Source organism: Sphingobacterium mizutaii (genome assembly GCF_900187125.1).
Lineage (GTDB): Bacteria > Bacteroidota > Bacteroidia > Sphingobacteriales > Sphingobacteriaceae > Sphingobacterium > Sphingobacterium mizutaii.
Map to the genome: position 1 here is coordinate 1,335,870 of NZ_LT906468.1, position 21,912 is coordinate 1,357,781.

At 37.2% G+C, this 21,912-nt stretch carries 20 protein-coding genes, 1 tRNA gene and 1 pseudogene; 15 read left to right on the plus strand and 7 right to left on the minus strand.

What is annotated here, in order from left to right; translation table 11 throughout:
* Positions 1-22 precede the first annotated feature (22 nt).
* Together CKW03_RS05665 and CKW03_RS05675 are read left to right on the plus strand one after the other, a co-directional pair.
* On the plus strand, positions 23-1,042 hold the full coding sequence (locus CKW03_RS05665) for a 3-keto-disaccharide hydrolase (protein WP_093094915.1): 1,020 nt from the start codon (positions 23-25) through the stop codon (positions 1,040-1,042).
* A gap of 416 nt (positions 1,043-1,458) precedes the next feature.
* Positions 1,459-2,565: an SMP-30/gluconolactonase/LRE family protein gene (locus CKW03_RS05675; RefSeq protein ID WP_236736424.1), complete on the plus strand. Its 1,107-nt coding sequence runs from the start codon at positions 1,459-1,461 to the stop codon at positions 2,563-2,565.
* Here the strand turns inward: CKW03_RS05675 and CKW03_RS05680 are convergent.
* Both CKW03_RS05680 and CKW03_RS05685 read right to left on the minus strand, forming a co-directional pair.
* A complete protein-coding gene (locus CKW03_RS05680; protein ID WP_093094919.1) occupies positions 2,560-2,859 on the minus strand; it encodes a Smr/MutS family protein in 300 nt (99 codons plus the stop codon). The two genes, CKW03_RS05675 and CKW03_RS05680, sit on opposite strands and share 6 nt — an antisense overlap.
* Before the next feature lie 146 nt (positions 2,860-3,005).
* Positions 3,006-3,908 carry a hypothetical protein gene (locus CKW03_RS05685; RefSeq protein ID WP_093094921.1) on the minus strand — a complete coding sequence of 301 codons (903 nt, stop codon included), beginning with the start codon at positions 3,906-3,908 and terminating at the stop codon, positions 3,006-3,008.
* A gap of 226 nt (positions 3,909-4,134) precedes the next feature.
* Here CKW03_RS05685 and CKW03_RS05690 point away from each other — a divergent pair.
* Positions 4,135-4,208: transfer RNA gene (locus CKW03_RS05690), tRNA-Pro, on the plus strand.
* A gap of 465 nt (positions 4,209-4,673) precedes the next feature.
* Here the strand turns inward: CKW03_RS05690 and CKW03_RS05695 are convergent.
* From CKW03_RS05695 to CKW03_RS20630, 4 genes and pseudogenes are all read right to left on the minus strand, one after another.
* On the minus strand, positions 4,674-4,838 hold the full coding sequence (locus tag CKW03_RS05695; RefSeq protein ID WP_093094922.1) for a PTS sugar transporter subunit IIBC: 165 nt from the start codon (positions 4,836-4,838) through the stop codon (positions 4,674-4,676).
* Between the two features lie 24 nt (positions 4,839-4,862).
* Complete coding sequence (locus tag CKW03_RS20625; RefSeq protein ID WP_197700981.1) at positions 4,863-5,270, minus strand: hypothetical protein; 408 nt, start codon at positions 5,268-5,270, stop codon at positions 4,863-4,865.
* Between the two features lie 264 nt (positions 5,271-5,534).
* Positions 5,535-5,654, minus strand: a pseudogene (locus CKW03_RS20890) (recombinase family protein); the annotation flags it as partial.
* A gap of 24 nt (positions 5,655-5,678) precedes the next feature.
* Entirely contained in the window at positions 5,679-6,314 is a 636-nt protein-coding gene (locus CKW03_RS20630; RefSeq protein ID WP_197700982.1) for a recombinase family protein, read from the minus strand.
* A 181-nt stretch (positions 6,315-6,495) separates the two neighbouring features.
* Between CKW03_RS20630 and CKW03_RS05705 the strand changes: the two genes are divergently transcribed.
* The 11 genes from CKW03_RS05705 (at position 6,496) to CKW03_RS05760 (ending at position 19,637) form a co-directional block, all read left to right on the plus strand.
* Positions 6,496-6,828 carry a hypothetical protein gene (locus tag CKW03_RS05705; protein WP_095067855.1) on the plus strand — a complete coding sequence of 111 codons (333 nt, stop codon included), beginning with the start codon at positions 6,496-6,498 and terminating at the stop codon, positions 6,826-6,828.
* A 251-nt stretch (positions 6,829-7,079) separates the two neighbouring features.
* The gene (locus CKW03_RS05710) at positions 7,080-10,901 is read left to right on the plus strand and encodes a hypothetical protein (RefSeq protein WP_093094925.1); all 3,822 of its coding nucleotides are present in this window, start codon (positions 7,080-7,082) and stop codon (positions 10,899-10,901) included.
* A 941-nt stretch (positions 10,902-11,842) separates the two neighbouring features.
* Positions 11,843-12,343 carry a hypothetical protein gene (locus CKW03_RS05720; protein ID WP_093094932.1) on the plus strand — a complete coding sequence of 167 codons (501 nt, stop codon included), beginning with the start codon at positions 11,843-11,845 and terminating at the stop codon, positions 12,341-12,343.
* Between the two features lie 147 nt (positions 12,344-12,490).
* Entirely contained in the window at positions 12,491-13,009 is a 519-nt protein-coding gene (locus CKW03_RS05725) for a GNAT family N-acetyltransferase (RefSeq protein WP_093094934.1), read from the plus strand.
* Positions 13,010-13,585: 576 nt separating this feature from the next.
* On the plus strand, positions 13,586-14,179 hold the full coding sequence (locus CKW03_RS05730; RefSeq protein WP_139185393.1) for a hypothetical protein: 594 nt from the start codon (positions 13,586-13,588) through the stop codon (positions 14,177-14,179).
* Positions 14,180-15,709: 1,530 nt separating this feature from the next.
* Positions 15,710-15,880: a hypothetical protein gene (locus tag CKW03_RS20280; RefSeq protein ID WP_157739401.1), complete on the plus strand. Its 171-nt coding sequence runs from the start codon at positions 15,710-15,712 to the stop codon at positions 15,878-15,880.
* Between the two features lie 2 nt (positions 15,881-15,882).
* Complete coding sequence (locus tag CKW03_RS05740; protein ID WP_093094938.1) at positions 15,883-16,296, plus strand: hypothetical protein; 414 nt, start codon at positions 15,883-15,885, stop codon at positions 16,294-16,296.
* Positions 16,297-16,504: 208 nt separating this feature from the next.
* Complete coding sequence (locus tag CKW03_RS05745; RefSeq protein WP_093094939.1) at positions 16,505-17,617, plus strand: TlpA disulfide reductase family protein; 1,113 nt, start codon at positions 16,505-16,507, stop codon at positions 17,615-17,617.
* Between the two features lie 290 nt (positions 17,618-17,907).
* Positions 17,908-18,261, plus strand: a complete 354-nt coding sequence (locus tag CKW03_RS05750) for a CPBP family intramembrane glutamic endopeptidase (RefSeq protein ID WP_157739403.1) — start codon at positions 17,908-17,910, stop codon at positions 18,259-18,261.
* Positions 18,262-18,374: 113 nt separating this feature from the next.
* A complete protein-coding gene (locus tag CKW03_RS05755) occupies positions 18,375-18,989 on the plus strand; it encodes a hypothetical protein (protein ID WP_093094941.1) in 615 nt (204 codons plus the stop codon).
* Positions 18,990-19,193: 204 nt separating this feature from the next.
* A complete protein-coding gene (locus CKW03_RS05760) occupies positions 19,194-19,637 on the plus strand; it encodes a hypothetical protein (protein WP_093094943.1) in 444 nt (147 codons plus the stop codon).
* 508 nt (positions 19,638-20,145) lie between these two features.
* Here the strand turns inward: CKW03_RS05760 and CKW03_RS05770 are convergent.
* On the minus strand, positions 20,146-21,243 hold the full coding sequence (locus tag CKW03_RS05770; protein ID WP_093094945.1) for a peptidase associated/transthyretin-like domain-containing protein: 1,098 nt from the start codon (positions 21,241-21,243) through the stop codon (positions 20,146-20,148).
* A gap of 175 nt (positions 21,244-21,418) precedes the next feature.
* Between CKW03_RS05770 and CKW03_RS05775 the strand changes: the two genes are divergently transcribed.
* On the plus strand, positions 21,419-21,892 hold the full coding sequence (locus tag CKW03_RS05775; protein WP_093094947.1) for a hypothetical protein: 474 nt from the start codon (positions 21,419-21,421) through the stop codon (positions 21,890-21,892).
* Positions 21,893-21,912: the final 20 nt, after the last annotated feature.

Here is a 21,912-nt window from a genome sequence, read left to right on the forward strand (position 1 = left end):
TAATCAATCAAATACATTAAAGATGATCAAACAACTTGCTTACGGTTTAGCTTTCACCAGTATTCTTGGATTAGGCTTGACTTCGTGCCAAAACGGTAACTCGGATAAAGCAGACAATCAAGACAAAAAAGAAGAAGTGGAACACAACCCTGCATCTCAAACCATCCCAGAAGAATCTAAAGACCTATTGGGTCGTTGGGACTTGAACGTAGACAAGAATGGCAAACAAGTGCCTTCTTGGATTGAAATCAAATTATCTGGATTCACTACCTTGGTAGGGTACTGGGTAGGAGATAGCGGCAGTAGCAGACCCATCTCCCATATCAAACTTCAAGATGGCAAGTTCTCCTTTGCTATCCCACCACAATGGGAAGGTGGCACTGGTGATATTACGATTGAAGGCGAATTGGCAGGTGCTGAAATCAAAGGTACCATCACCAACAATAATGGTGAGAAATATACTTTCACTGGTACAAAAGCACCTTACCTGAACCGCACGGCTGAACCTACTTGGGGCAAACCTGTGGAATTGTTCAATGGAAAAGACCTGACCGGTTGGAAACCATCAAACGATAAGAACAAATGGGTGGTTAAGGATGGCATTTTGACCAATGAAGATGCTGGTGCAAACCTGATCACTGAAAAATCTTTCGAGGACTTTAAATTGAACCTAGAGTTCAAATACCCTGAAGGAAGTAACTCTGGTGTTTACCTAAGAGGTCGTTATGAAGTTCAGATCGAAGACTCGCCAAAAGATAGACATCCTGGAAACCTTTATTTCGGCGCTATCTACGGATTCTTGACGCCAAACGCGATGGTGACCAATGGTCCTAATGAATGGAACAATATGGAAATCACACTTGTAGGCCGTTTGGTTACGGTGGCTATCAATGGCAAAACAGTGATTGACAAACAAGAAATCCCTGGAATCACTGGTGGTGCGCTTGATTCAAAAGAAGGTGAACCAGGACCACTTTATATCCAAGGTGACCATGGACCGATTGAATTTAGGAAAATTACGATTACGGAAGGGGTTAAATAGTATTTAGTATTAAGTATTTAGTATTTAGACCTATGTCTCTTTGACAGTCTGAAAATATAATAATGAAGGAGCTTGCTAGGATTTGCAGGCTCCTTTTTTGCTTTATGGTTCTTGGATAGAATTTTGGCTGAAAAATCTTTGAAATCGGGGAGATTTTGGGATTATTTATGGGGTCTTATTCGAGACTCATTCGAGGCATATTCGGAAAATTCCATGCTGGCTAAAATTTTATTCAGGTCATATTCGAATGATCCTCGAAGCATTCTCGAAGATGCCTCGAATGAAGTCCATTAATATGCTTGGAAATTATCGGTTTTCCTGGATAGAATTATTCTCTACTAAATTGATTTGTCCAAACAGTATTTTGTATCTTTTGTTGTTTAGGTAGGTGCTGGTAAATCCTGCAACAAATTCGAATGATGATGAAAACTTTACCCTTATATATCCTATTAGCTGTTTCCTTTATTTTCAATGCTATGGCCCAAAACCAAGATCCTAATCTGCAGGTGGTAGCTTCCTTTGGGAAGTCGCAACCCATCGGTGTCTCCGTTTCTTCTGATAACCGAGTATTTGTTTCCTTTCCGCATAAGGATCCCTATCTATTTGGATTGACCGAGATCGTCAATGGCGAACGCAAAGCCTTTCCAAATGCAGAATGGAATGCTGTGGAAGGCGACTATAAGGAGCATTTTGTCAATGTGCAAGATATCTATGTGGATACCGATGATCAATTGTGGGTTTTAGATTCCAAACCTGCTCCTTCAGGTTCCATCTTTGGAAAAGAGGGGGGAAGCGATAAGAAAGAAGGTCAGTTTAAGCTGGTCCAGATAGATTTGAAGAGCAATCAGGTAAAGCAAATATTTACGTTTGATGATTTGGACAAGAGTAAATCGGGATTGAATGATGTTCGTGTCGATACTGATAAGAAATTGGCTTACCTATCCGATCCTGGCCAAGCCTCCATTATTGTGCTAGATCTCAAGACCGGGAAAAGTAGAAAGATCCTGAGCAATAGCAAATATACCTTGGCAAATGCAGATGTGGTACTAACTTATCATGGAAAGGAGATGCGGGATAAGGATGCTAATCCATTCAGATCAAATGTCAATGGTATTGCACTGACTAAGGACAATAAGTGGTTTTATTTTAAACCGATCAATGCGATGAACTTGTATAGGATTGAAACCAAGTATCTAGCAGATGCAAGTCTGACTGATGAAGCCCTAAAATCCAAGGTGGAAGACATGGGCGAAGTTGGGATCACGCATGGACTTGTTGCTGATCATGAAGGAAATATCTATTTGACGACCTCTCTTGATTATTCCATTCGCAGATTGACCCCCGAGGGCAAACTGGAAATCGTGGTTCAAGATCCACGTTTGATATGGCCGGATTCCTTAGGCGTTGGTTCGGATGGATACCTGTATTTTTCTTGTGCACAAATGCAGTTGTTGCCGCAATGGAATGATGTGAAAGACTTGGTACAATATCCTTATGAGGTCTACCGGGTCAAGGTCTTATAGCCCGATTACCACCACTACAATATCTTCATTGGAATAGGAGGGATGGAAATGACTAATGGCATTGGATTGCTTGTAGGTCTTCAATTCCTCATAGACCGCGTTTTTAAGCGCTCCTTTGCCTTTTCCATGGATAAACTTGATTTCCGGATATCCCCAATAAATCGCCGCGTCTAGCTGTTCCCTAAGGTAATCTATCGTTTCTGCCAATAGTTCATCCAGTTCATAGCTGTCCAAATCGGCCAAGAATGCTTCGGCATGCAGGTCGACAGTTTTTGGTGGCTTGGGTAGGGACATTAAAGAGTATTTAGTATTTAGTATTTAGTATTTAGATATGAGATGTGAGATATGAGATATGAGATATTTTATAGTTCTACAATTTTTTTAATGTTGTTTTATTTCTTATTTCTTATCACTTATTTCTTATGGGGCAAAGTTAAGGATTAATTGATGGATCTGCCGATTAAACTTGGTAACATGGCTTTGGCTTCGTCGATTTTTTGTTCTTGAAGGAGTGCTATGTAGGGTTCCAGTTTTTTGTAGGTGGCAGAGTTGGGTGAAAAATCCTTGAGGTAGCTGTATGCTTCCTGGAAGTAGGGTGAGATCTGCTGACTTTCGATGGCTGGGGTATTGTCCATCCCGATGGTTAGTGTCGTGAAGTATTTCTCGTATTCTTTCTGTGCTTTTTCGCCTGCGACTGTGCCTTTGGTCTTATTGGCGAAATCTTCATACCAGATCGTTCGCTGAACCAATGACTGGAACGGGATCGCGATGGCTGCATCGTCTGCATATCCTTCCATATTATCACGTCCGATCTGTTGCAATAAGATTTCTAGGTCAGAAGTGATATAAGGGTAGAAGTTCTCCTGGAAATAGATCGGGTTAGCTTCTAGATCGAACATACCTTCTGTTTCGCGAACACGGAAACCGTTGCGGTTGATCTTGTCATAAGCTTGTTCCAGATCACTTGGAACGGCCGCTTTGCCGCCATCGAATTCAATGTTGACCAATGGGCGGTAGTTTGTTTCATCATCAAAAGCCGAGCGGTGCGCATACATGGATACCTTGTCGATATAGTCCATGATCAGGGCTACCCCTTTATCATTTTCTGGGCTTTCCTTCTTTTCAAAAAGTTCCTTGAATTTAGAGGTTGCTTTTCCCACGCTTTCAATGTCTGTGGAGTCGAGGGCCAGGATATAATCCTCCAAGGCCTCCGCTTTGGTCAGGTTGTATTCTTCGGGGTTCTCCACCGTGCTACTGTCGGCGTTTTGTTGTTCCTTATTATTGGAAACACAGGCCGTCAGGCACAAGGATAAGATCAAGCAATTTCTGAAAATTTTTGTCATAATTTTATTGATAATTATGTGTGATGGAAGATGAATTCCACCCCAAATATCGTATTTAAATCCTATTTATAAGTATAAACGTTCAAATGTGGAATAATGTGTCGAGGAAATTTAATTTTATTGGCATAATAATCAATTGGTTAATTTAATGTTGCTTTTATCATTTGGAAGATTGTGGGGAAAGATTGTATATTTGTGCCACACAAGAAAAAATGTGATACCTTCTCGGGGTGTAGCGTAGCCCGGTATCGCGCCACATTTGGGATGTGGAGGTCGTAGGTTCGAATCCTGCCACCCCGACTAAAAAATCGAAGCCTTCCGCATAGCGGGAGGCTTTTTTCATTCAGGGGCAGAGCCAAATTTATTTGTGCTCAAGCCCCTGAATGAAAAAAGATCACCTCCGGTGAAGCTTCGATTTTTTATGGACAACCCCCCACAGGATGGCTCAGGGTTTGAGTGCGGGGTTTGTGGGGCTGAGCCAATCCTGCCCCTTTGGGGAGTATTAAGTATTAAGTATTTAGTATTTAGACCTTTTCCGCGGCGCTAGTTAAGACAATAACAGGATTTACGCTCGACTTAGATCGAGCTTTTTTGTGTCCGGGTACAGTGTTATTTTTTAAGGAAAAAAACAAAATTTTTTTGGAACCCTGTCATTTATAGTTCGAATTTTAGATTCAAAATTTGCGTGAACTATAGCCTAAAATCTTCTGAAAACCTGCCGCTGCCTTCTGTTTAGAGTTTTTTTCAAGCAGTTCGATATTCTCTTTAAGGTTCTGGTATTTCCACCTTCTTTGGCTCTTTGTGATTCTTTGATATTAAATAGAGAAAGTCTAATATTAAAGTAGCTTCGTTTTCGTCAACATGGATACCATTTTGTGTCAATATATCAATTGCCTGTTTGATAGAAACCCTTTTGTCTATAAAGTTCATCTTTATTATTTTAATATCTGTTTTTTATGTTAATAATATTTTTGATAATACGCTGTTTAGTCCCAGTGTCATGTTGCCTGTTTTGAAATCGACCTTGAGTGGTGGGATCAGATTGACAAGATGCTTTTTGTCGGATAAATCCAAGCTTGAAAATCCTAGGAAAATATTTAAAAATGATTTTGATCCTATTTGGCTTTGTCGGCCAATGCTTTCTAATTTTCTATTAATATCCATCAATTCCCTTCGTAGGCATTTGGCATTAGCTTCAAATTCCCTTTTTAAATTACTGTAATTATCAGGTTTCAGAGCTCCAACTACGAACAGCTTCCGGGCTTGAGACATAATTGATTCCTGTTCGTTTAGTTTTCTTACCGCAAGATTTCTGTGCTGTACATGCACCGTTTTGTGGGTATTCGTATTCCAATCTTCCAAGATGAGACCAAAAAGATCAGATACTTTATCTGAAAGTATTAAGCGCTGAAGTTCGTGTTGGTAACAATCATTGAGTAAGGTAGCATTAATCCTCGTTTTGCATCTTCCATGACAATGATAGTACGGATATCTCTTCGTTGAACCTCTGGAAAAGCTTCCGCTGAGCTTTCTTTTACAATAGGGACATTCCAGGACTCCTCGCAAAAAGAATGTGGTTTTTAGCAATTCGTCTTTGGCATTAACTTTCCTCTTTGTTGTGATAATGCGCTGAACCTCGTAAAATAGTGCTTCGGATATTATGGGGTCATGTGTTCCCTTTACAAGATCACATTCTCCGGAATTGAGTTTTATGGGAATGAGGCCACAGTAAATGGGACTGCGTATAAGCCTAAAAAATTATGACCTTGATCATATCAATCCCTTATCATGAGCCATATTCCGAACTTCCTCAATTTTATGGATGTTCTTGGCAAGTTGTTGGAAGACCCATCTTAAAATATTTGCTTCTGGTTTCTTCAGGGCGATAATTTTCTTTCCTTCTATTGTTGTTACATTGATATAACCTAAAGGTGCCTTGTTTGGATATCTGCCCATCAATTTTGCCCTGCGAATACCGGCTGCCGTATTCAGAGCTCTTCTGCTGTTTTCGGCTTCCGGTACGGATAGGTATACGGCAAGCATGACCGTACTTTCAGGTACCGAAAGATCCAAAGGCTGATCAATGGCCATTGCTGTTGTCTTGTATTTCCGAAGTAAACCTAGCATCTCATAAGCATATTCAATATTCCGGCTAAATCGATCCCATTTGATGAAAAGTATATGTCTGTCTTCTTTTGATGACTTGTTTTTGATGACTGTCATCAACTTTTTCCATTTAGGCCGGTTGAAGGTTTTGGCCGAGAAATCTTCACGATAAATACCTTTGACTTTGATATTGTTGTACTCACAATATTTCAATAAGCGATCTTCTTGTTCTGGTAAGGAGTATCCTTTTCTTTTTTGCTCATCCGTACTTACACGGATATATAAATAGGCTCTTTTCATATGAATGATATAACTATTGGTTTCCAAGTTCATTATTTGAATCTATTGAAATTTCATTATTTATACCAAGTTTAGACACACAGTTGAATTCTTAACTTCTAAACATATATAATTGGATGTTTCATGTAGAGAATGGTAAGTATATGCAGCTAGCGTTCCCAATGAACTAAATGACTGTTTAATGAGCAGCGCTCATCTTATCCAATTTTCAGACTTGAAAGTCAATGGCATTATAGAAATTGAAGATTTTATCTTTGAGAGGAGCGTGATGATCTTGAGTGGAGAATATTCTATAAAAATTGGTAAGGCAACTATTCATCAAATGTTTTGGATTAAAGGGGGGAAATTTGAGTCTTTCAATGTAGATAGTGTGACGGTAAAAGAAAAAGGATCGCTTTCATTTCTAGGTGGTGACTTTATGAACGTATTGTTTACCATTACATATGGTATGAGCAAACACAAATTTAGCCAAAGAAGGGTTATGTCCTGTAGAGTTTGGCGGTGTAAAACTTAGCCCTGTTTCCTTCAATAGTAGATATCATTAATTAATCGCCAGTTTAGCGTTGGATGTCGATATGTTGATTATTTAATATTGATAACTTACAAATAATACTATAACTTTACCATTAGTAACCGCCTTCATCATTTCTGTTTATGCACCTCGAACTCCAATGCACTTTATTTTAAGTGCATTACTTGTACCCTCGAATTTTATTGACGCTGAATTGAATAGACAGTTATGTTTAATTTACTATTGGTTTTACTATGAAATGGATTGACACAACACATATTAAAAACTGGGCGCAACGCCGCGATTGCCAGGAACATTTACCACTATTGGTGAGGAAATTAATTCGTGCGACATCGGATTCTATCAAGAGCATCAGTTTTCCATCCGGCGAAAATGTTTTGATTGGTGGCTGGGACGGCATTCTCGAAGTCTACGAAGAAACCGAACGTTTACCGCTTGGTTTATCTGTTTGGGAGTTTGGTGCCAATACCGATATTAAGGGTAAGGCCGACGATGATTACACCAAACGAACTGCAAAGCCGTTGGGAGTTGACCCTAAAAACGCCACCTATATTTTCGTGACGCCCAGATTGTGGACGAAAAAACAGGAATGGGTTGATGCCCGTAATGCCGAAGGCGTTTGGAAAGAAGTTAGGGTTTATGATGCTCAAGATTTAGAGGAATGGATCGACCTTGCCCCAACGGTCGGTGCCTGGCTTGCCGTTAAGCACTTTGGTATTTTGCCATCAGAAGGTATTCAGCCTGCTGATGATTTTTGGGAAGAGTGGTCAACTGGTAATCGCTTAAATTTTGTGCCGGGAGTGGTGTTAGGTGGTCGTAGTGAGCAATCAAAAACGCTCCTCGACAAAAGCAGCTCACCCCAGATTATAGCGGTGCAGGGTAATTCCAGAGAAGAAGCTTTGGCTTTTATTGTTGCTACTTTTTTGAATGACACCCAACGCGCCGAGGACTTTTTTTCAAGAAGCATTATTGTAGATAATGTAGACGCTTTTAGGGAACTGATGATTATTGGAAAGCCTCTATACTTGATCTGTAGGTTTGAAGATGATAGCATTATTAACCGTGCGAAACAAAAAGGACATACTATTCTTGTACCGCTCGGATTGGATAGAACTGATAGTTGGTCGGACAAAATCATTCTGCCGCCATTACAACGAGATGCTTTTGTTGCCGCGATAGTGAAATCTGGTATGACCGAGGCAGAAGCTGAGGAACTTTCAAAAAAATCGGCGCGTAACTTAATCGTTGTACGTCGGCAATTAGACTTCAAACGTCTAAATCCACAATGGTCGCAACCCGAAAACGTCGCCATTATTTTGCCAGCTATTATTGCGGGCAGGTGGAATGAAGATTTCGAGGGAGATAGAAAAGTGATCGCCATGTTGGCCGGTGAGGATTATGAGGCTTATATCAAGCGATTGCAGCCCTGGTGTTTTAGCCCTGACGCTCCCGTAGTAAAGATCGGTAGTACTTGGCGATTAACCTCGCCAATGGATGCCTGGACACATGCTGCCCGCTATTTAACTAAAGATGATTTTAAGCGATTGGCTGATGCATTTTTAGAAGTATTGACGACCATAGATAAAAAATTTGACCTTTCGGCGGAGGACAGACATAAAGCTGGGTGGTACGGAATCAAAGCTGTTTATTCGCAATGGTTTCGGGATGGCCTGATACAATCATTGATATTGACGTCCCTGTATGGCGAAAAATTAGGGTTAGATGTTCCAGGACAAGCAGTTGGTTGGGTGGACGGTTTGATATATAAATTATTAAACACCGATAAATTAGATATGTGGCGTTCGCTCGACCATGATCTATCCTTAATTGCCGAGGCATCTCCAAACGCCTTTATGTCTTGCGTGGAAGGATTACTTAAACTCGACCCTTCGCCAATAATTCAATTATTTGACGAAGAACCGGGTTATTTCGATAATCAAACTTATTACACAGGTTTGTTGTGGGCTTTGGAAGGCTTGGCCTGGATGCCTGAATATCTATCGAGGGTGACTTTGGTGTTAGGGAAATTATCGGCAAAAGACCCAGGCGGCAGATTGCAAAACAGGCCTATAAATAGTTTATACGATGTTTTTAGGTCGTGGTATCCCCAAACATTTGCGCCGCTTTCTGCGCGTATAGATGCGCTACGCTTGTTACAAGATAATTACAAAGAAATTGGCTGGACTATACTAACTCGTATGTTACCAGAAGGCGGCAGAAGTTCCGCTGGGCACATACACAAAATGCGGTGGCGTTTAAGCGATCAGCCTCGTAGGCATAGCATGGAATACGAAGAAATGTACAGTACTTACAAGCAGGTGCTAGAATTGTTGTTAGAGAAATTCGATGATTCTGAAACTCAATTTATTCGCCTGATCAAAAAATCGGTAAGTCTTGAATATTTCAGCCGGGAAAAATTACTCGATTTTCTTGAGGGGCGTATGGACAAAATTAAGTTTGAAGAAACAGAAACAAGAGATAAATTAAGAGAATTGATTGGCCATCATCGTTCTTACCCAACCGCAGAATGGTCGCTGCCTGAAGATGTATTGAAGCGTTACGAAAAGCTATACAACAATTTAGAACCTGAAGACGATATTGAAAAAATATGGTGGCTTTTTACTGATAACTGGCCCCCCTTTTTAGAAGGCAAATCAAGAGCTGTTCCTCACTCCGAGCAAGCGCAAGACTTGCAGAATAAACGAAATGATGCATTGAAAGCGATTTACGAGAAATTTGGCTTTGGGAAGATACTTGAATTGATCGGCCGTGTGGCTGAGCAACAGGCTCACATTTTAGGTTTTACCTTAGCGAATGTAATCACCGACACAAATGAAATAAACCACTTAGCTGGATTTTTAAATACAGACGATAAACACCTCATATTATTTCAGGCGTTTCTACAACGAAAGTTTTTTAGTGAATCTAAAGAGTGGGTATTCGCGCTTTATACCGACCTTCAAAAACTAGAGTATAGTTCAGAAACCCTTGCGAAGATGTTTTTGAAACTTAGAGTAGAGGAAGCAATTTGGGAATTTATTGAAAGTACCCAAGACCAAGTGCTAATTGATACATATTGGAAATCAGTTGATTCCAATATGTTTTTCATCACCGCAGAGAGTTGGGATTTTGTTATAAAAAAACTGATCCAATACAAACGTTACGCAAGCGCCATTTATGCTATTACCCACAATGTCGAACAAATTGCCACCGGATTAATAGTTGAGGTGCTACAGAACTACCTCAAAAATGAACCGGAACCAAATGTTCATTTGGATAGCTATCATGTTAACCACCTTTTTGAAGAACTTGAAAAGCGTGGCGAAGTAGATAACTCAATTATGATACCGCTTGAATGGATATACATGCCAATATTGGGCTCGTCTTATGGCTACACTAAAACACCTCGATTAAGCAGGGCAATGGCAGATGACCCTGATTTTTTTATGGAAGTGCTGTCCTTACTTTACAAACCTGATGCTGATGAAGGTAAGGAGGAGGTGGAAGTGATCGAAGAGGATGAATCGGAGGCTTTATTAAAGCGCAGCATGGCAGAGCAGGCTTTCAGTTTATTATACCACTGGAAAACGGTGCCGGGTGTTAACGACGATGGAACTATTAATGAGGAAAAACTGACCGCTTGGGTAAGCGCAGTTCGGGCGAAAGCAGAGGAAAAGAAGCTATTAGGTATAGCTGATGATCAGATCGGTAAGGTGTTTGCCGAATACCCTGAACCAAATTCACAAATGGAAGATGGGGTTGATACAAGTTGGCCACCAGAGCCATTTTGCAAGATCCTTGAAGGAATTGGCACGAAACAAATACTCGACGGGTTTAGTGTTGCCTGTTACAATAAACGTGGATCATCAACTCGTGGGCCTTTTGACGGTGGATTAAGGGAATGGCATTTGGTAAAATATTTCACCAAACTTGCGGCTGATAAAGCTGCCAAATATCCAAAACTTGCGGCTGTATTTGAAAGTCGCGCTCGTGGTTATGCGGAAGAAGCGAAACAAGAGGATGACAGAGCTGAAAGGGATAGGCTGGATTACTAATACAGCCTATCAATAATTGCTAAATGAAATATTTACTATAGTATTGAATCGCCTATCAATTCCGGTACTATTTCCCTAACATCAGATATGTTTATACGATCCACTAAGGCGAATTTATTTCCTAAGCCATTCAGGGAGGTTCCCATTATCAGGCCTTTTTCACGATTACCTGAAATCCAATACCGGTCATGATAATTGCTACTAATTTTATGTACAATGTATATTGTTGGTTTGAGTGCAAAAAGACCGTTTTGAGCATCGTTTTTTAAGGAATTGTTGATAGTTGAATTGGTAACAAAAATGATCGTATCGATTAGCATTATTAGGGAGGCTTATGTCGACCGATATATTCTACACTTATTTCAGAGCGACAACAAAGGATTATTCATCAGGATATATATCAATGAGTAGAAACTATTTGAGGAATTTTGGAGTATTTCAATTTACAAAGGAAGAAATAGAGGAATTTCTTAGTTTAAAGAATCCTGAAGATTTTATTCGCCAGAAATATGGCGTGAAAATTCCCGACTTACTTTTTTTAGGTATTAATGCGAAAAGTTCGAACCACTAGTAACCGAATAATTCCTTTATTTAAATCCTTCTCTAAAGTACTTAGTATTTAGAGCCTTTCCGCCGTGCTACTTTTGCGTAGTATTAAGTATTTATATCCATGCATTTCTTTCAAAAATATCTTTACGTTCTCTTTGTAAGATGTTATTGTACTAGCAGCTTAACGTTTTAGGCGCATATGTTCTGCAAAACTGATATAATTCTTACGCTATCCATAATAATTGACAATGATATTGAGCTGATATACAGAAAAATACTATATTTAAGAACTTGATTTACGAAGTTCGCTTATAGAGATTTTGGTGTAACAGTATTTCGTTAGAAAGGTAGTTAGCTGCAAGACTTTTCAAAACACCCCCTTATTACATAGAATGAAAGAAACAATAATTGTTAATCAAAAACTTAATAAAGAAACTTTATTTAAAAATCTTGTCGAGTCAAATATTAAAATTAATGATTATGCAAAACTAATCTTTAATCATCCCGAATTTAAATACACAAATTCTGAAGATCAAATTAATATAGTACAATTAAAATTAAGTGATATAGGGCTTAAAAACGGTGGGAACTTTGAACAAGTTGAAAGAGCTATGAAATCAAATAATTTTGATTTTTGCCCTTTGGAATTTGCACCTTATATTAGAATGCATTTTCACTCACAAAAAGCATCTAGAATAATTACTAAAAATCAACATCCACCTGATTCAATATTAATTTTTTCCAAACCATTAATTATAGATGATGATTTTCCAAAAGGCTTTTACATTAGAAATATAGAGAATACTCATTGGTTAAGAGGCTATATTTGTTCAATGGATTATTATTGGGAATCAGAAACTGAAATAATTTTAAAGATAAAGCCCAGCATATAACAAGGTATTGCCAAAAGCGGGACTGACGTGCTTCAACTGAACATTTGTACAAGTTTCAACTTTATGATTTCTATTGAACTTTTGTGCTAAAAATCCCACCGTCGCCAAGCCGTAAGCCGTTATGAGAAAGCCTTTCCACACACTCCAATGAAAATAATTTTAGAAACAGATCGTCTTTATTTGCGAGAACTTAATATTCAAGATTCCGAGGTTTTCTATAACTTGAATTTAAATCCAAACGTTATAAGATATACAGGAAATTCTGCATTTAAAAATATCGAAGAAGCAAAACAATTCTTATTAAATTATCAAGATTATAAATTGAATGGTTTTGGAAGATGGGCGGTAATTGAAAAGGAAAACGAAGAGTTTTTAGGCTGGTGCGGTCTTAAATATGATAAGGGAAAAAACGAAACAGATATTGGTTTTAGATTTTTTGAAGAACAGTGGAACAAAGGTTATGCTACAGAAAGTGCAAAAGCTTGTGTTGAATATGGATTTGAAAAACTGAATCTAAAAACAATTATAGGAAGAGCAATGAAAAATAATATTGCGTCAATAAAAGTATTAGAAAAAATAGGCTTACAATTCGTAAATGAATTTGATTTTGATGAAGCCAATATTGGATTAATCTATAAAATTGAAAATAATAAGGCATTCACATAACATCGGTTTGCGAAATGGCGCGTTAAGGGAAATATAGAAGGATTGTGCAAATTTATCCGTAACAGCCTTCTATGTTTCCTTTTTTTATATTGGTAAATATAAAAAAGCTGTTGCTCAAGTTAGTGCAAATTGAAAGTTCGCGCTTTTTATCTGCCACTCTCGCAAATCCGCGGCTCGTTAGTTCTCAAGCTAAACGACACTAACAATGACTAGAGGAATTATACTTACGGGACTAATGGGATAAATCTTAAACTTGTTTGGCTGTTCAGGACAGATAAAGAAAGATGCCGGAAAATTGTCAAAAGAAATGCTGGAACCAATTGCCAATTCAATTGAAGCTTTTAAAAACAGACCAGTTCAATAATAATTTATTATCAGCTTTCTCAAGTTATCTACTCTCTCGTTTGAACAGAAAAATCTGTCCATCCACACTAAATTTCATCAACTATACCTGAAAACATAATTTAAGTTTATACCCTAAGGTTTAGATAAGATAAAATAATCTTTTAGGTAATTAAATTAATTAAAAATAATATTACCTTTGCGCCACTTATAAAAATAGAAACAATGGAGATAATGGAAAATGGAAAACAGGAGTGTTTGGAAAAAAGAAGAGTAAAAAAAGGATATAGTTTGATGAAAAATTACATAACAATAGTTGTGCTGTTGTTATCCATAACCGTTAGCAGTGCACAGGAAAGACTGGTAAAGCCATTGAATCGGGTCAATTCAGGGGTTTTTCTGACTGGATTAAGCTATTCGCGAGAAATACCAATAGCTAAGAGATCGACAGTGGAAGGTTCTGCTGGTATATCTTTAATATATTGTAAAGATAATTTTGGCGCACAGCTTGGAGCTGAGCTATCCGTTGATTACAGATTTTATTATAATATTGGAAGTAGGGAGAAAAAAGGTAAAAACACAGCTGGCAACAGCGGATCTTTTGTAGGAGCAACCGCTTTTTCTGACCTTTTTCCTTTGAATAAATTAGAACAATCCAATAATAAAAATTTCCAGTTTGGCGGAGCCATCTTTTGGGGAATACGTCAACAAATTAAAGATAGTGGTTTTCAAGTTAACTTTCTTGGAGGACCAGCTCTTGCAATGGAAGAGCATACTGATAATAATCCTTCACTTTTTATAAGTACAGGTATTTCTTATATATTTTAATCTGAAATATATATTATTTTACTTGTAATCTGATTCCAAAAAGGATAAAGGGATTTACGCTCGACTTAGGTCGAGCTTTTTTTGTGTCCGGTCGGATACAGTGTTATTTTTTAAGGAAAAAAACAAAAGATTGATTCTTCGTTACTTTTGAAGCGCAAAAGTAACCAAACCGACGAAGGAGCTCACGGATACCAAAGACAACTCGAATCCGTAAAACCTTCGGCCCATTTAAGGTGGCTTTTCGCACAACCCATCACACATGAAAAGAATGCCTTGTTGTCGGGAATATCTTCCTTCAAAATTCTCCTCTTAGATGGAGAATTTTTTGAAAGCATTCCAAGGCCAATCCCATCGCACAGGGCATCGGCATTCTTTCCATTTTTCCGCCAAGGAAATGAGCCGTGGGCTAAAGGACTTCCTGCGGAAGTATGAATGTTCCTTGACTCACGAACAATGCAGAATCGCAGCAATGAAAGAACCCTAGAGGGGTTCAATTATTTTAGCAATCCCATCGCACAGGGCATCGGCATTCTATCCATTTTTCCGCCAAGGAAATGAGCCGGAGGTTAAAGGACTTCCTTCGGAAGGATAAATGTTTGTTTGTAGAAAACCCCTGGAAGGGGTGAAATATTTGTAGAAAAACGAATTGTTAATCGGATAACCCACAGCGTGGGTGAAATATTTTTCTATAACTATTTTGTGTCACCCTGGGGACCCCCGAAGGGTCTCGGGACTATCCGCAATCATTTAAAATAGTTTTCTCATCTTACGATTTCGATGACAGGATATCCTAAAAATAACAAAAATAGATTCATCGCTGTGCTCTGAATCCCTCTCAGGAATATCCAATTCTGAACGATCAGTGAAGAATCTGTACGTAAATATCTCAACACTTCCTTGTCATCCTTGATCGAAGATCAAGAACCTGTTCGCCAATGATGTTGTTTTATCTATGGTTCTGATATCATTTTCTGAATGGCTCCAAGATTCTTCGTTCCTAGCAATGACATTTTGTAGAAGTCTGTTTCTAGGTATTTAGACCCATATTTATTTCCCTGATGAATCTCTCTTTTAGCGACATACTGCCCTAGAAGGGCAGAATTATTTTAGATTAATGGTATCGAACAATATAGGGTTAATGCAAAAACGATGTTCGATTAATTGAACATCGCTTTTGCACGACTTTCAGGCTAATGGGCCATGTCTGCTAAAATAATGGAACCCCAAAAGGGGTTATATCGCTAAAATTAAAAAAAATTGCCTTCCACTTTGCTGTCATCACTTTCCAATAAATTTAGCTCAAATTTATCCTTCTCAGCATGAAGCAAAATACCTTTCCTCAATGACGTAGCCGGTAAAGGGATTTCAAAGATTTGCGGCCCAAATACCGATAAAATAAACCTTTATCATATCGTAAAATAGAACGGATAGGTTTTTTGTAGAAAACATTTAACCAATACTTCATATGAATTATATATCATAATTAGATAGAAATTATATTTTAGAGAAAATATTTGAAATGATTTCCTCATGTTTATCCTAACTCCTTTTAAGCAAGAGATCCTCCCCGAGGAGGATCAGCATGATCCCAATAGTAATAGGGCATTGTCTGTTGGGAAAGTCAAGAAAATCCATATTTCGCACATGGGAGTGACAGATGCTCAAATAAATGATCTATTTAACATGTATTTAAGTTATTAACGATGAAAAGAATTTTCTCTGTAATAATAATTGCTCAATTGACTTCCTGTATAGTAGAAACACCTAAACTAGAGCTGTCTTACCTATTTGTAAATGACACTGATCTTGATTTAGAATTAACAAGGTATGAAAGCAAGAATGGAATAGATAAGGACATTAGACATATATATCGCCACAAAATCAAGAAAAAAGAATCTCTAGCGCCTAATAATTACCGAAAAAATAATCTTGATATAGACTCCATTAAAATTGTTTTTGAAGATGGTGAAATTCAAATGTTTAAACGTAGTGACCGTGAGCTTAATCCAAAAAGATGGAATAAAAGTCCCTTAAATATTTCTAATTTTAGGCAAACTGATAATATTGAAATTTATCAATATACCATAGATAATTCGATTTATAAGTTATCTAATTAGAAAGTACCTATAGTCATTAATTAATAGTCTAAAACCTCGTTGAAAAGCGGGGTTCTCTATTTGAATTTTAGAAATACCAAACCTGAGAGAAAGAAGCTTATTATGAAATTGAAGAAATGTAGAACCATATTGGACAGTTTGTTTGAGGTAGATGTAACTTCTTTTTAAAAAGAATCGTTATTTTTATGTTAGTTGTCAATTAATTAATATGCAGCCAATTAACTATTGCTTAACGATTATTTTTTCTTTATTTATTTCGATTGGTTTTCCCCAAGGCAATTATTCACTTATTTGCAAAATTGATAGTTCTTTAAATTTAGAAGGGGAGACCTTTTATTTAAAGTATATTGACTATAGCAAAATGAACCCTGTAATTAACGATTCTGCTAGAGTTGAAGAGGGAAAGTTTATATTTAAAGGATCGCTAAATACTCCTGGAGTTTATTCAAGATTGATCAGTAAAAGTGATAAATCAGAATATTGGTTTATGTTGAGCGCTGGCGAAAGCAAAGCGACATTGGCTAAGCCAAAGTATAATGAAATAACAGGTGAAAAAAGAGGACTTACCAGCTCATTTGATATTCCAGGGAACGATAATTTTAGGTTGATGCAAATATTCGATAAGTTGTATGACTTATATGGAGAGGAGACCTCAAAGTTCCATAAGTTGGCAAATGAAGTCGAAGATGAAACTTTACAGCAGAAACTAAGTGATTCCGCCTTTATGTATATGGAAAAAAGGGATCCTTATGTAATTTCATTGATAAAGGATAATCCAGACAATTATATTTCCTTATTTATCCTTAAATACTTTACTCCTGTACCTCTAAAAAAAGATATAAACCAATTTGAGGATGTTTTTAAGATCTTAAATCCCAGACTTAGGGAATCCAAGGAAGGATTGGAGTTGCTCAATGTCATTCTAGCGAAGAAGAAACTGAAAGTTGGCTCAGAAGCTCCAGACTTTTCGATGTTCAATCAGAATGGCCAAACGGTAAAATTAAGTGATTTTAGAGGTAAAAAGGTCCTTCTGGATTTCTGGGCTACTTGGTGCGGACCATGTATTGATAATTTACCAAAATTAAAAGATTTTGCCAGGAACAATTTGGATTACTACATAGTAGCGATTTCACTTGACAATAATAAATCAAATTGGATAAATGGCATAAAACAATTAGACTTTGAATGGGCAATCCATCTTTCTGACCTTCAAGGCTGGAAAAGTCCAATTAATGTATTGTATAATATTGAGGCAATTCCAAGAAGTATTTTAATTGATGAAAAGGGAATTATTACAAATTTGGATTTCAAATTGGAGTAATGTTTTTCTGAATGAGATATTTTGGGTTATGGGTCAAGATGTTTAAAGTATGGTGTATTTCTATCTTTCCTAATTCAAACCATTAGGACGAATCGCTGGTGAGTTTTAATTCTTTTCTTGGTTTTTTTTCTTTTGATCTTTAAATTTTATCCTTCGAAATGATTCGAAGAATAAAGGAGATGTTGTGTTTTACTTGGCTTAAAAAGCCTCAAAAAAATTGGGGATGGAATATTGTTGCAATTATTGTCGGACTTATCCCGTTACCTATTTTTCTTAAATTTAATTATCTATTGGCTGACTGGACAATCTGGCTACCTTGGATTTTATTAGCGCTAATCAACCCTTTCCTTGAAGAGTTCTATTGGAGAGGGCTTTTGATGGATTCGACCAAGACATGGAACAGAGCCCTTGCCATCTTATTTACCAGTGTCGTGTTTTCCGTGAATCATGGCGTATTTGGAATTAACTCGGAATTATTTAGGGGCTATGAAGTCATCTTTTCCACTTTTATTATGGGGCTGGTCTGGGCAATCACCTATAAAAAAACTGATAGTTTAAGATGGGTGATTGCATCTCATTTTCTGGTCGATTTCTTGAATCTATCTGCACCCGCATTCCTTGATTTGTTTAAATCAAAATTTTAAAACTGTTAAAAATGGTGAAGCATAAACTCCGTGAGGATATGCAGGACCTGCGGGAGTGCATGGTGTCGGGAAGCTAAAAAGTAGCCTATGACCAGCAGGATATACTCACGCTGATGGACAGACGGCTGAACATTATCGAAGAGAAGCCCGAGGACAAAGACTATTCGGCAGCGCTGGCAGAAATCAGCCAAGAACTGGACAGCAATATAAAGGAGGAAACATTTGCCGGACTAAAAACAGCCATTCTAAAATACAGCAAAGTGAGCGATAACCTTGTCGCCGCTTTCGGCGAGCAGCGGACGCTGATTCGTGAACTGCCAAAAAAAATACAGGTCGGCGTAGAGCATCGCATTACCGGAAACCCAAAGCCCTACATCATCACGGGCTTGGTTCTGCTATTGATATCGTTCTTTTCTCTTTTCGCCAACTTTCAGCTTTGGAGATCAAACTCGGCTCTACAAGACGGTGACATCAAAATCCGTATGATGAGATTGTTTTATCCACCGGTGTCATTGGATATTGATTCCATCTACAACAGCAACCCCAAAGAACTTAAACTATGGGTGAAGCAGGAGGAAGAAAGGTTGCTAGCGATTATAAAAGCCGAAGAAAATGGGAAGCAGTCGACGGAACAGCAGAACACGCGAAAAAAGAATTGGAAAGGTCGAGAGAAATTAAAAAACAGGAATTGGAGTAGAACGGTTTGGCACAAACACTCAGGGATATAGATTACTTTTTAAACACTTTGAAACTAAATAGAGCAATCGAAGAAAGTCAATGAGATTGCATGGGCTTTTTTTTGTATTTTAGGAACAATGATAAAAGAACCACTTACGAAAGTTGTGTAAAGCCGACCTATTGTGGTTGTATTTGGAGAGGTTTCATGAGAGTTATAAATAAGTTAGGCGCAACTTTACAAGAACAGAATATCAATGGAATTTTCAGAAGGAAAATATAAGATAGTAACGGGAATTTTTGATTATAAGATAAATCCAAAAAATCCAAAATACTTTGCAAAATTTTTGAATGACGATGTGGAGGTTTTAGGTCATACCGAAGATGAAGCTATTGAAGGTCTAAAAAAACTTTACAAAGAATATAAAGCCAAGAATAAATTATTCCCTTCTCATTCAGACCAAGTACTTAATCCTTATGTTCCAACTGAAAAATTTCAAGAGTATTTTGATAAAGGAATTTCTATAGCCTTTTTTGAACTTATTGAGGAAGATCCTTATACACAAATAGATGACGAATTTACTGTTCAAGATTTAGAATTAAGTAATAAACAAATTGAAATAATTAATGACAAATACCAGCTTTCCGTTCGACCAGAAGATGTTGTTGTAGACATTTTTGACAGAATAAAAAATAGCTGAGCCTAACAGCAAATTTGCTCAAAAATGGCTGACGGTGGTTTACGTTAATTCATCAGTTATTTACTTAATTTAGTGCGGTACGACAATGGTTCTGCAAGCAATGCCATTTCTGCACAAATTAGTAAACCTTTAGCGAGAACCACCATGCAACAAAGGAAAGACAAGCAAAATGAACATTGAAACTCACAATATAAACGATATAAAAATTGCAGAAGTAATTTCGGCAGACAACATTTGTATAACCACGACAGAGGTTAAAAAAGTCTGTACAAGAAATAATTCATTTTCCCCTCGCTCATTAGTGGCTTGCGAAACCCCACCGCTCCAGGCCATGGCTGTTCTCGCTTTTATTGTGTCCGGTGTGGCAGATTTGAACCCTGGTTCGAACCTTAAGAAATTATTGAAGAAAAAGTATTTAATAAAGTGCCAATGCTTAACCAAAGTAAACTAAAAAGAGTCAAATGGAATTTTCTGCATAATCTGTTTTCAAATGCAAATTTGCGTAACATCAAAATTCCATTAATTGTTTTCCAAATTGTTTGGTAATTCCGGAAGGAAGAGGAGGGATTCCAAATTGGTCTAGTTCTTTCCAAAACTCCATAGAGTAATCACTTTTTTCTTCCAGATAGATGCTCTTGTTAAATAGGTTTTTCTTTTCTTGTACTTCTAGTGAAGTTAAGAAAAAACGTTCCAATACATAGAATTCGGATAATGTCTCATATGGGAAATAACCCAATTTTCTTTTCCGTTTTATACTTCCGATATTATTGCTATACCAGCCTTTAAGATGTTCTAGGCTTATTTCAGAAAAATTGTTAGCATCGTATGTTTCAATTCGGACTTGACTTGTACGTATTCCTTCCACACGAAATATTTTTTTCTTGATCATAGAATCAGGCTGTACCAAATCAATATAAGTTTGTGCTTCACCATTTGGGCTAAAACCTATTTCGCCAACTTTATTTCCATGCTTGTAGATATTGACCAGCTTTGATTCTTTCTTCAATTCATACTCATTTGATAAGCTGCTATGAATAGGATTAGAATCAATGTTTGCAATTCGAGGAAGTTCAGAAAATGGTCCCATTACTTCTTTGAAGGCTCGAATTGTCTTATCATTGCCAAAAACTCGATAATCTTCTAATAGATGCCTTTTCTTTTCCTTTTTATCAGTCAGCGGGATAAAGAATTGCACTATGCCATCGGAAAAATATTTATTTTTGCCATCAAAGGTTTCCAATACACGATAGTACCCTCTTAGAACTAACCAATCTTTTGAATTATTATTGATTTCGATTTCATCTATACTGATAGTTGATGGTGTTAGCTTTATTATCTTTTCAAATGACAAAATACTTTTTAAGCTAATTTCCTTTGAGCGATATGAAAGATGTTGAAAGGTTAAATTTTCTATAGATTGCAGTTTTTCTTTCTTTAACTGAACATGTCCGTTTTTATCACTGATATTTATCAATGTTCCGTTTGAATCAAAAACACTTACAGCAGGGATTGGATCATTGGAAATAGAGTCTAGTAGAACGATCTGGCCAATCAAGTAATTTGCAAAAAAGGAAAAAATTATTATTAAAGTAAATTTGGTTTTCATGAATGTTTACCTAAAGATACGATAATCTCTTTTACAAGTACAAAAATGATAATAGGTTGTTAGCCATGAATTAACACTCAATGTCTTAAATAGATAACCATCCCACTTCACTGGTTAATACTTTTTTTATTAAATCTATTTTCTTTCCTTTATATATGTAAACTATTATATTATTATGAAAACACTTATCTCCGCACTAACCTTGGTTTTCATGCTCCATGCACCTTCCTTTTCCCAAGAAACCAATTCAGCCAAAAAACTCATCAAAACTTTCTATAAGGAAATATTTGAAGGTCAAAAATGGTCAGATGAGATTGTCGATAAGTATGTGGTTTATGTAGATTCCAACTATGAGGATGCAGTCAATTCCGTGGAATATTTCCAAAAGGGAACTCATGAATCCTTTGTTGCTGCATTTAAGGAAAACATACTCAACGATAATATTAAGTTGATTGGATATGAAGAGTTCAAGGAAGAAGATAAGGCAAAGTTTTTGAGATTTAATCCGAAACGTTATCCAGATATCTATAAATTGACCTTTGCGGATTATCCGCCGATCTATGTCTTGGTAAAGAACCATCAAATTGAATCATTCTTTGGTTTTCAGAAAGCACAGGACGATAATTATCTTTTTATCATCTATCACTAAAAGCCAGGAAATAGAGCTGT

What these genes read in the sequence shown, in the direction of transcription:
- CKW03_RS05665 (WP_093094915.1), top strand. Translation starts at nt 23, where the DNA reads ATGATCAAACAACTTGCTTACGGTTTAGCTTTCACCAGTATTCTTGGA.
- CKW03_RS05675 (WP_236736424.1), top strand. Translation starts at nt 1,459, where the DNA reads ATGATGATGAAAACTTTACCCTTATATATCCTATTAGCTGTTTCCTTT.
- CKW03_RS05680 (WP_093094919.1), bottom strand. Translation starts at nt 2,859, where the DNA reads ATGTCCCTACCCAAGCCACCAAAAACTGTCGACCTGCATGCCGAAGCA.
- CKW03_RS05685 (WP_093094921.1), bottom strand. Translation starts at nt 3,908, where the DNA reads ATGACAAAAATTTTCAGAAATTGCTTGATCTTATCCTTGTGCCTGACG.
- CKW03_RS05695 (WP_093094922.1), bottom strand. Translation starts at nt 4,838, where the DNA reads ATGAACTTTATAGACAAAAGGGTTTCTATCAAACAGGCAATTGATATA.
- CKW03_RS20630 (WP_197700982.1), bottom strand. Translation starts at nt 6,314, where the DNA reads ATGAAAAGAGCCTATTTATATATCCGTGTAAGTACGGATGAGCAAAAA.
- CKW03_RS05705 (WP_095067855.1), top strand. Translation starts at nt 6,496, where the DNA reads ATGAGCAGCGCTCATCTTATCCAATTTTCAGACTTGAAAGTCAATGGC.
- CKW03_RS05710 (WP_093094925.1), top strand. Translation starts at nt 7,080, where the DNA reads ATGAAATGGATTGACACAACACATATTAAAAACTGGGCGCAACGCCGC.
- CKW03_RS05720 (WP_093094932.1), top strand. Translation starts at nt 11,843, where the DNA reads ATGAAAGAAACAATAATTGTTAATCAAAAACTTAATAAAGAAACTTTA.
- CKW03_RS05725 (WP_093094934.1), top strand. Translation starts at nt 12,491, where the DNA reads ATGAAAATAATTTTAGAAACAGATCGTCTTTATTTGCGAGAACTTAAT.
- CKW03_RS05730 (WP_139185393.1), top strand. Translation starts at nt 13,586, where the DNA reads ATGGAAAATGGAAAACAGGAGTGTTTGGAAAAAAGAAGAGTAAAAAAA.
- CKW03_RS20280 (WP_157739401.1), top strand. Translation starts at nt 15,710, where the DNA reads ATGTTTATCCTAACTCCTTTTAAGCAAGAGATCCTCCCCGAGGAGGAT.
- CKW03_RS05740 (WP_093094938.1), top strand. Translation starts at nt 15,883, where the DNA reads ATGAAAAGAATTTTCTCTGTAATAATAATTGCTCAATTGACTTCCTGT.
- CKW03_RS05745 (WP_093094939.1), top strand. Translation starts at nt 16,505, where the DNA reads ATGCAGCCAATTAACTATTGCTTAACGATTATTTTTTCTTTATTTATT.
- CKW03_RS05755 (WP_093094941.1), top strand. Translation starts at nt 18,375, where the DNA reads ATGGACAGACGGCTGAACATTATCGAAGAGAAGCCCGAGGACAAAGAC.
- CKW03_RS05760 (WP_093094943.1), top strand. Translation starts at nt 19,194, where the DNA reads ATGGAATTTTCAGAAGGAAAATATAAGATAGTAACGGGAATTTTTGAT.
- CKW03_RS05770 (WP_093094945.1), bottom strand. Translation starts at nt 21,243, where the DNA reads ATGAAAACCAAATTTACTTTAATAATAATTTTTTCCTTTTTTGCAAAT.
- CKW03_RS05775 (WP_093094947.1), top strand. Translation starts at nt 21,419, where the DNA reads ATGAAAACACTTATCTCCGCACTAACCTTGGTTTTCATGCTCCATGCA.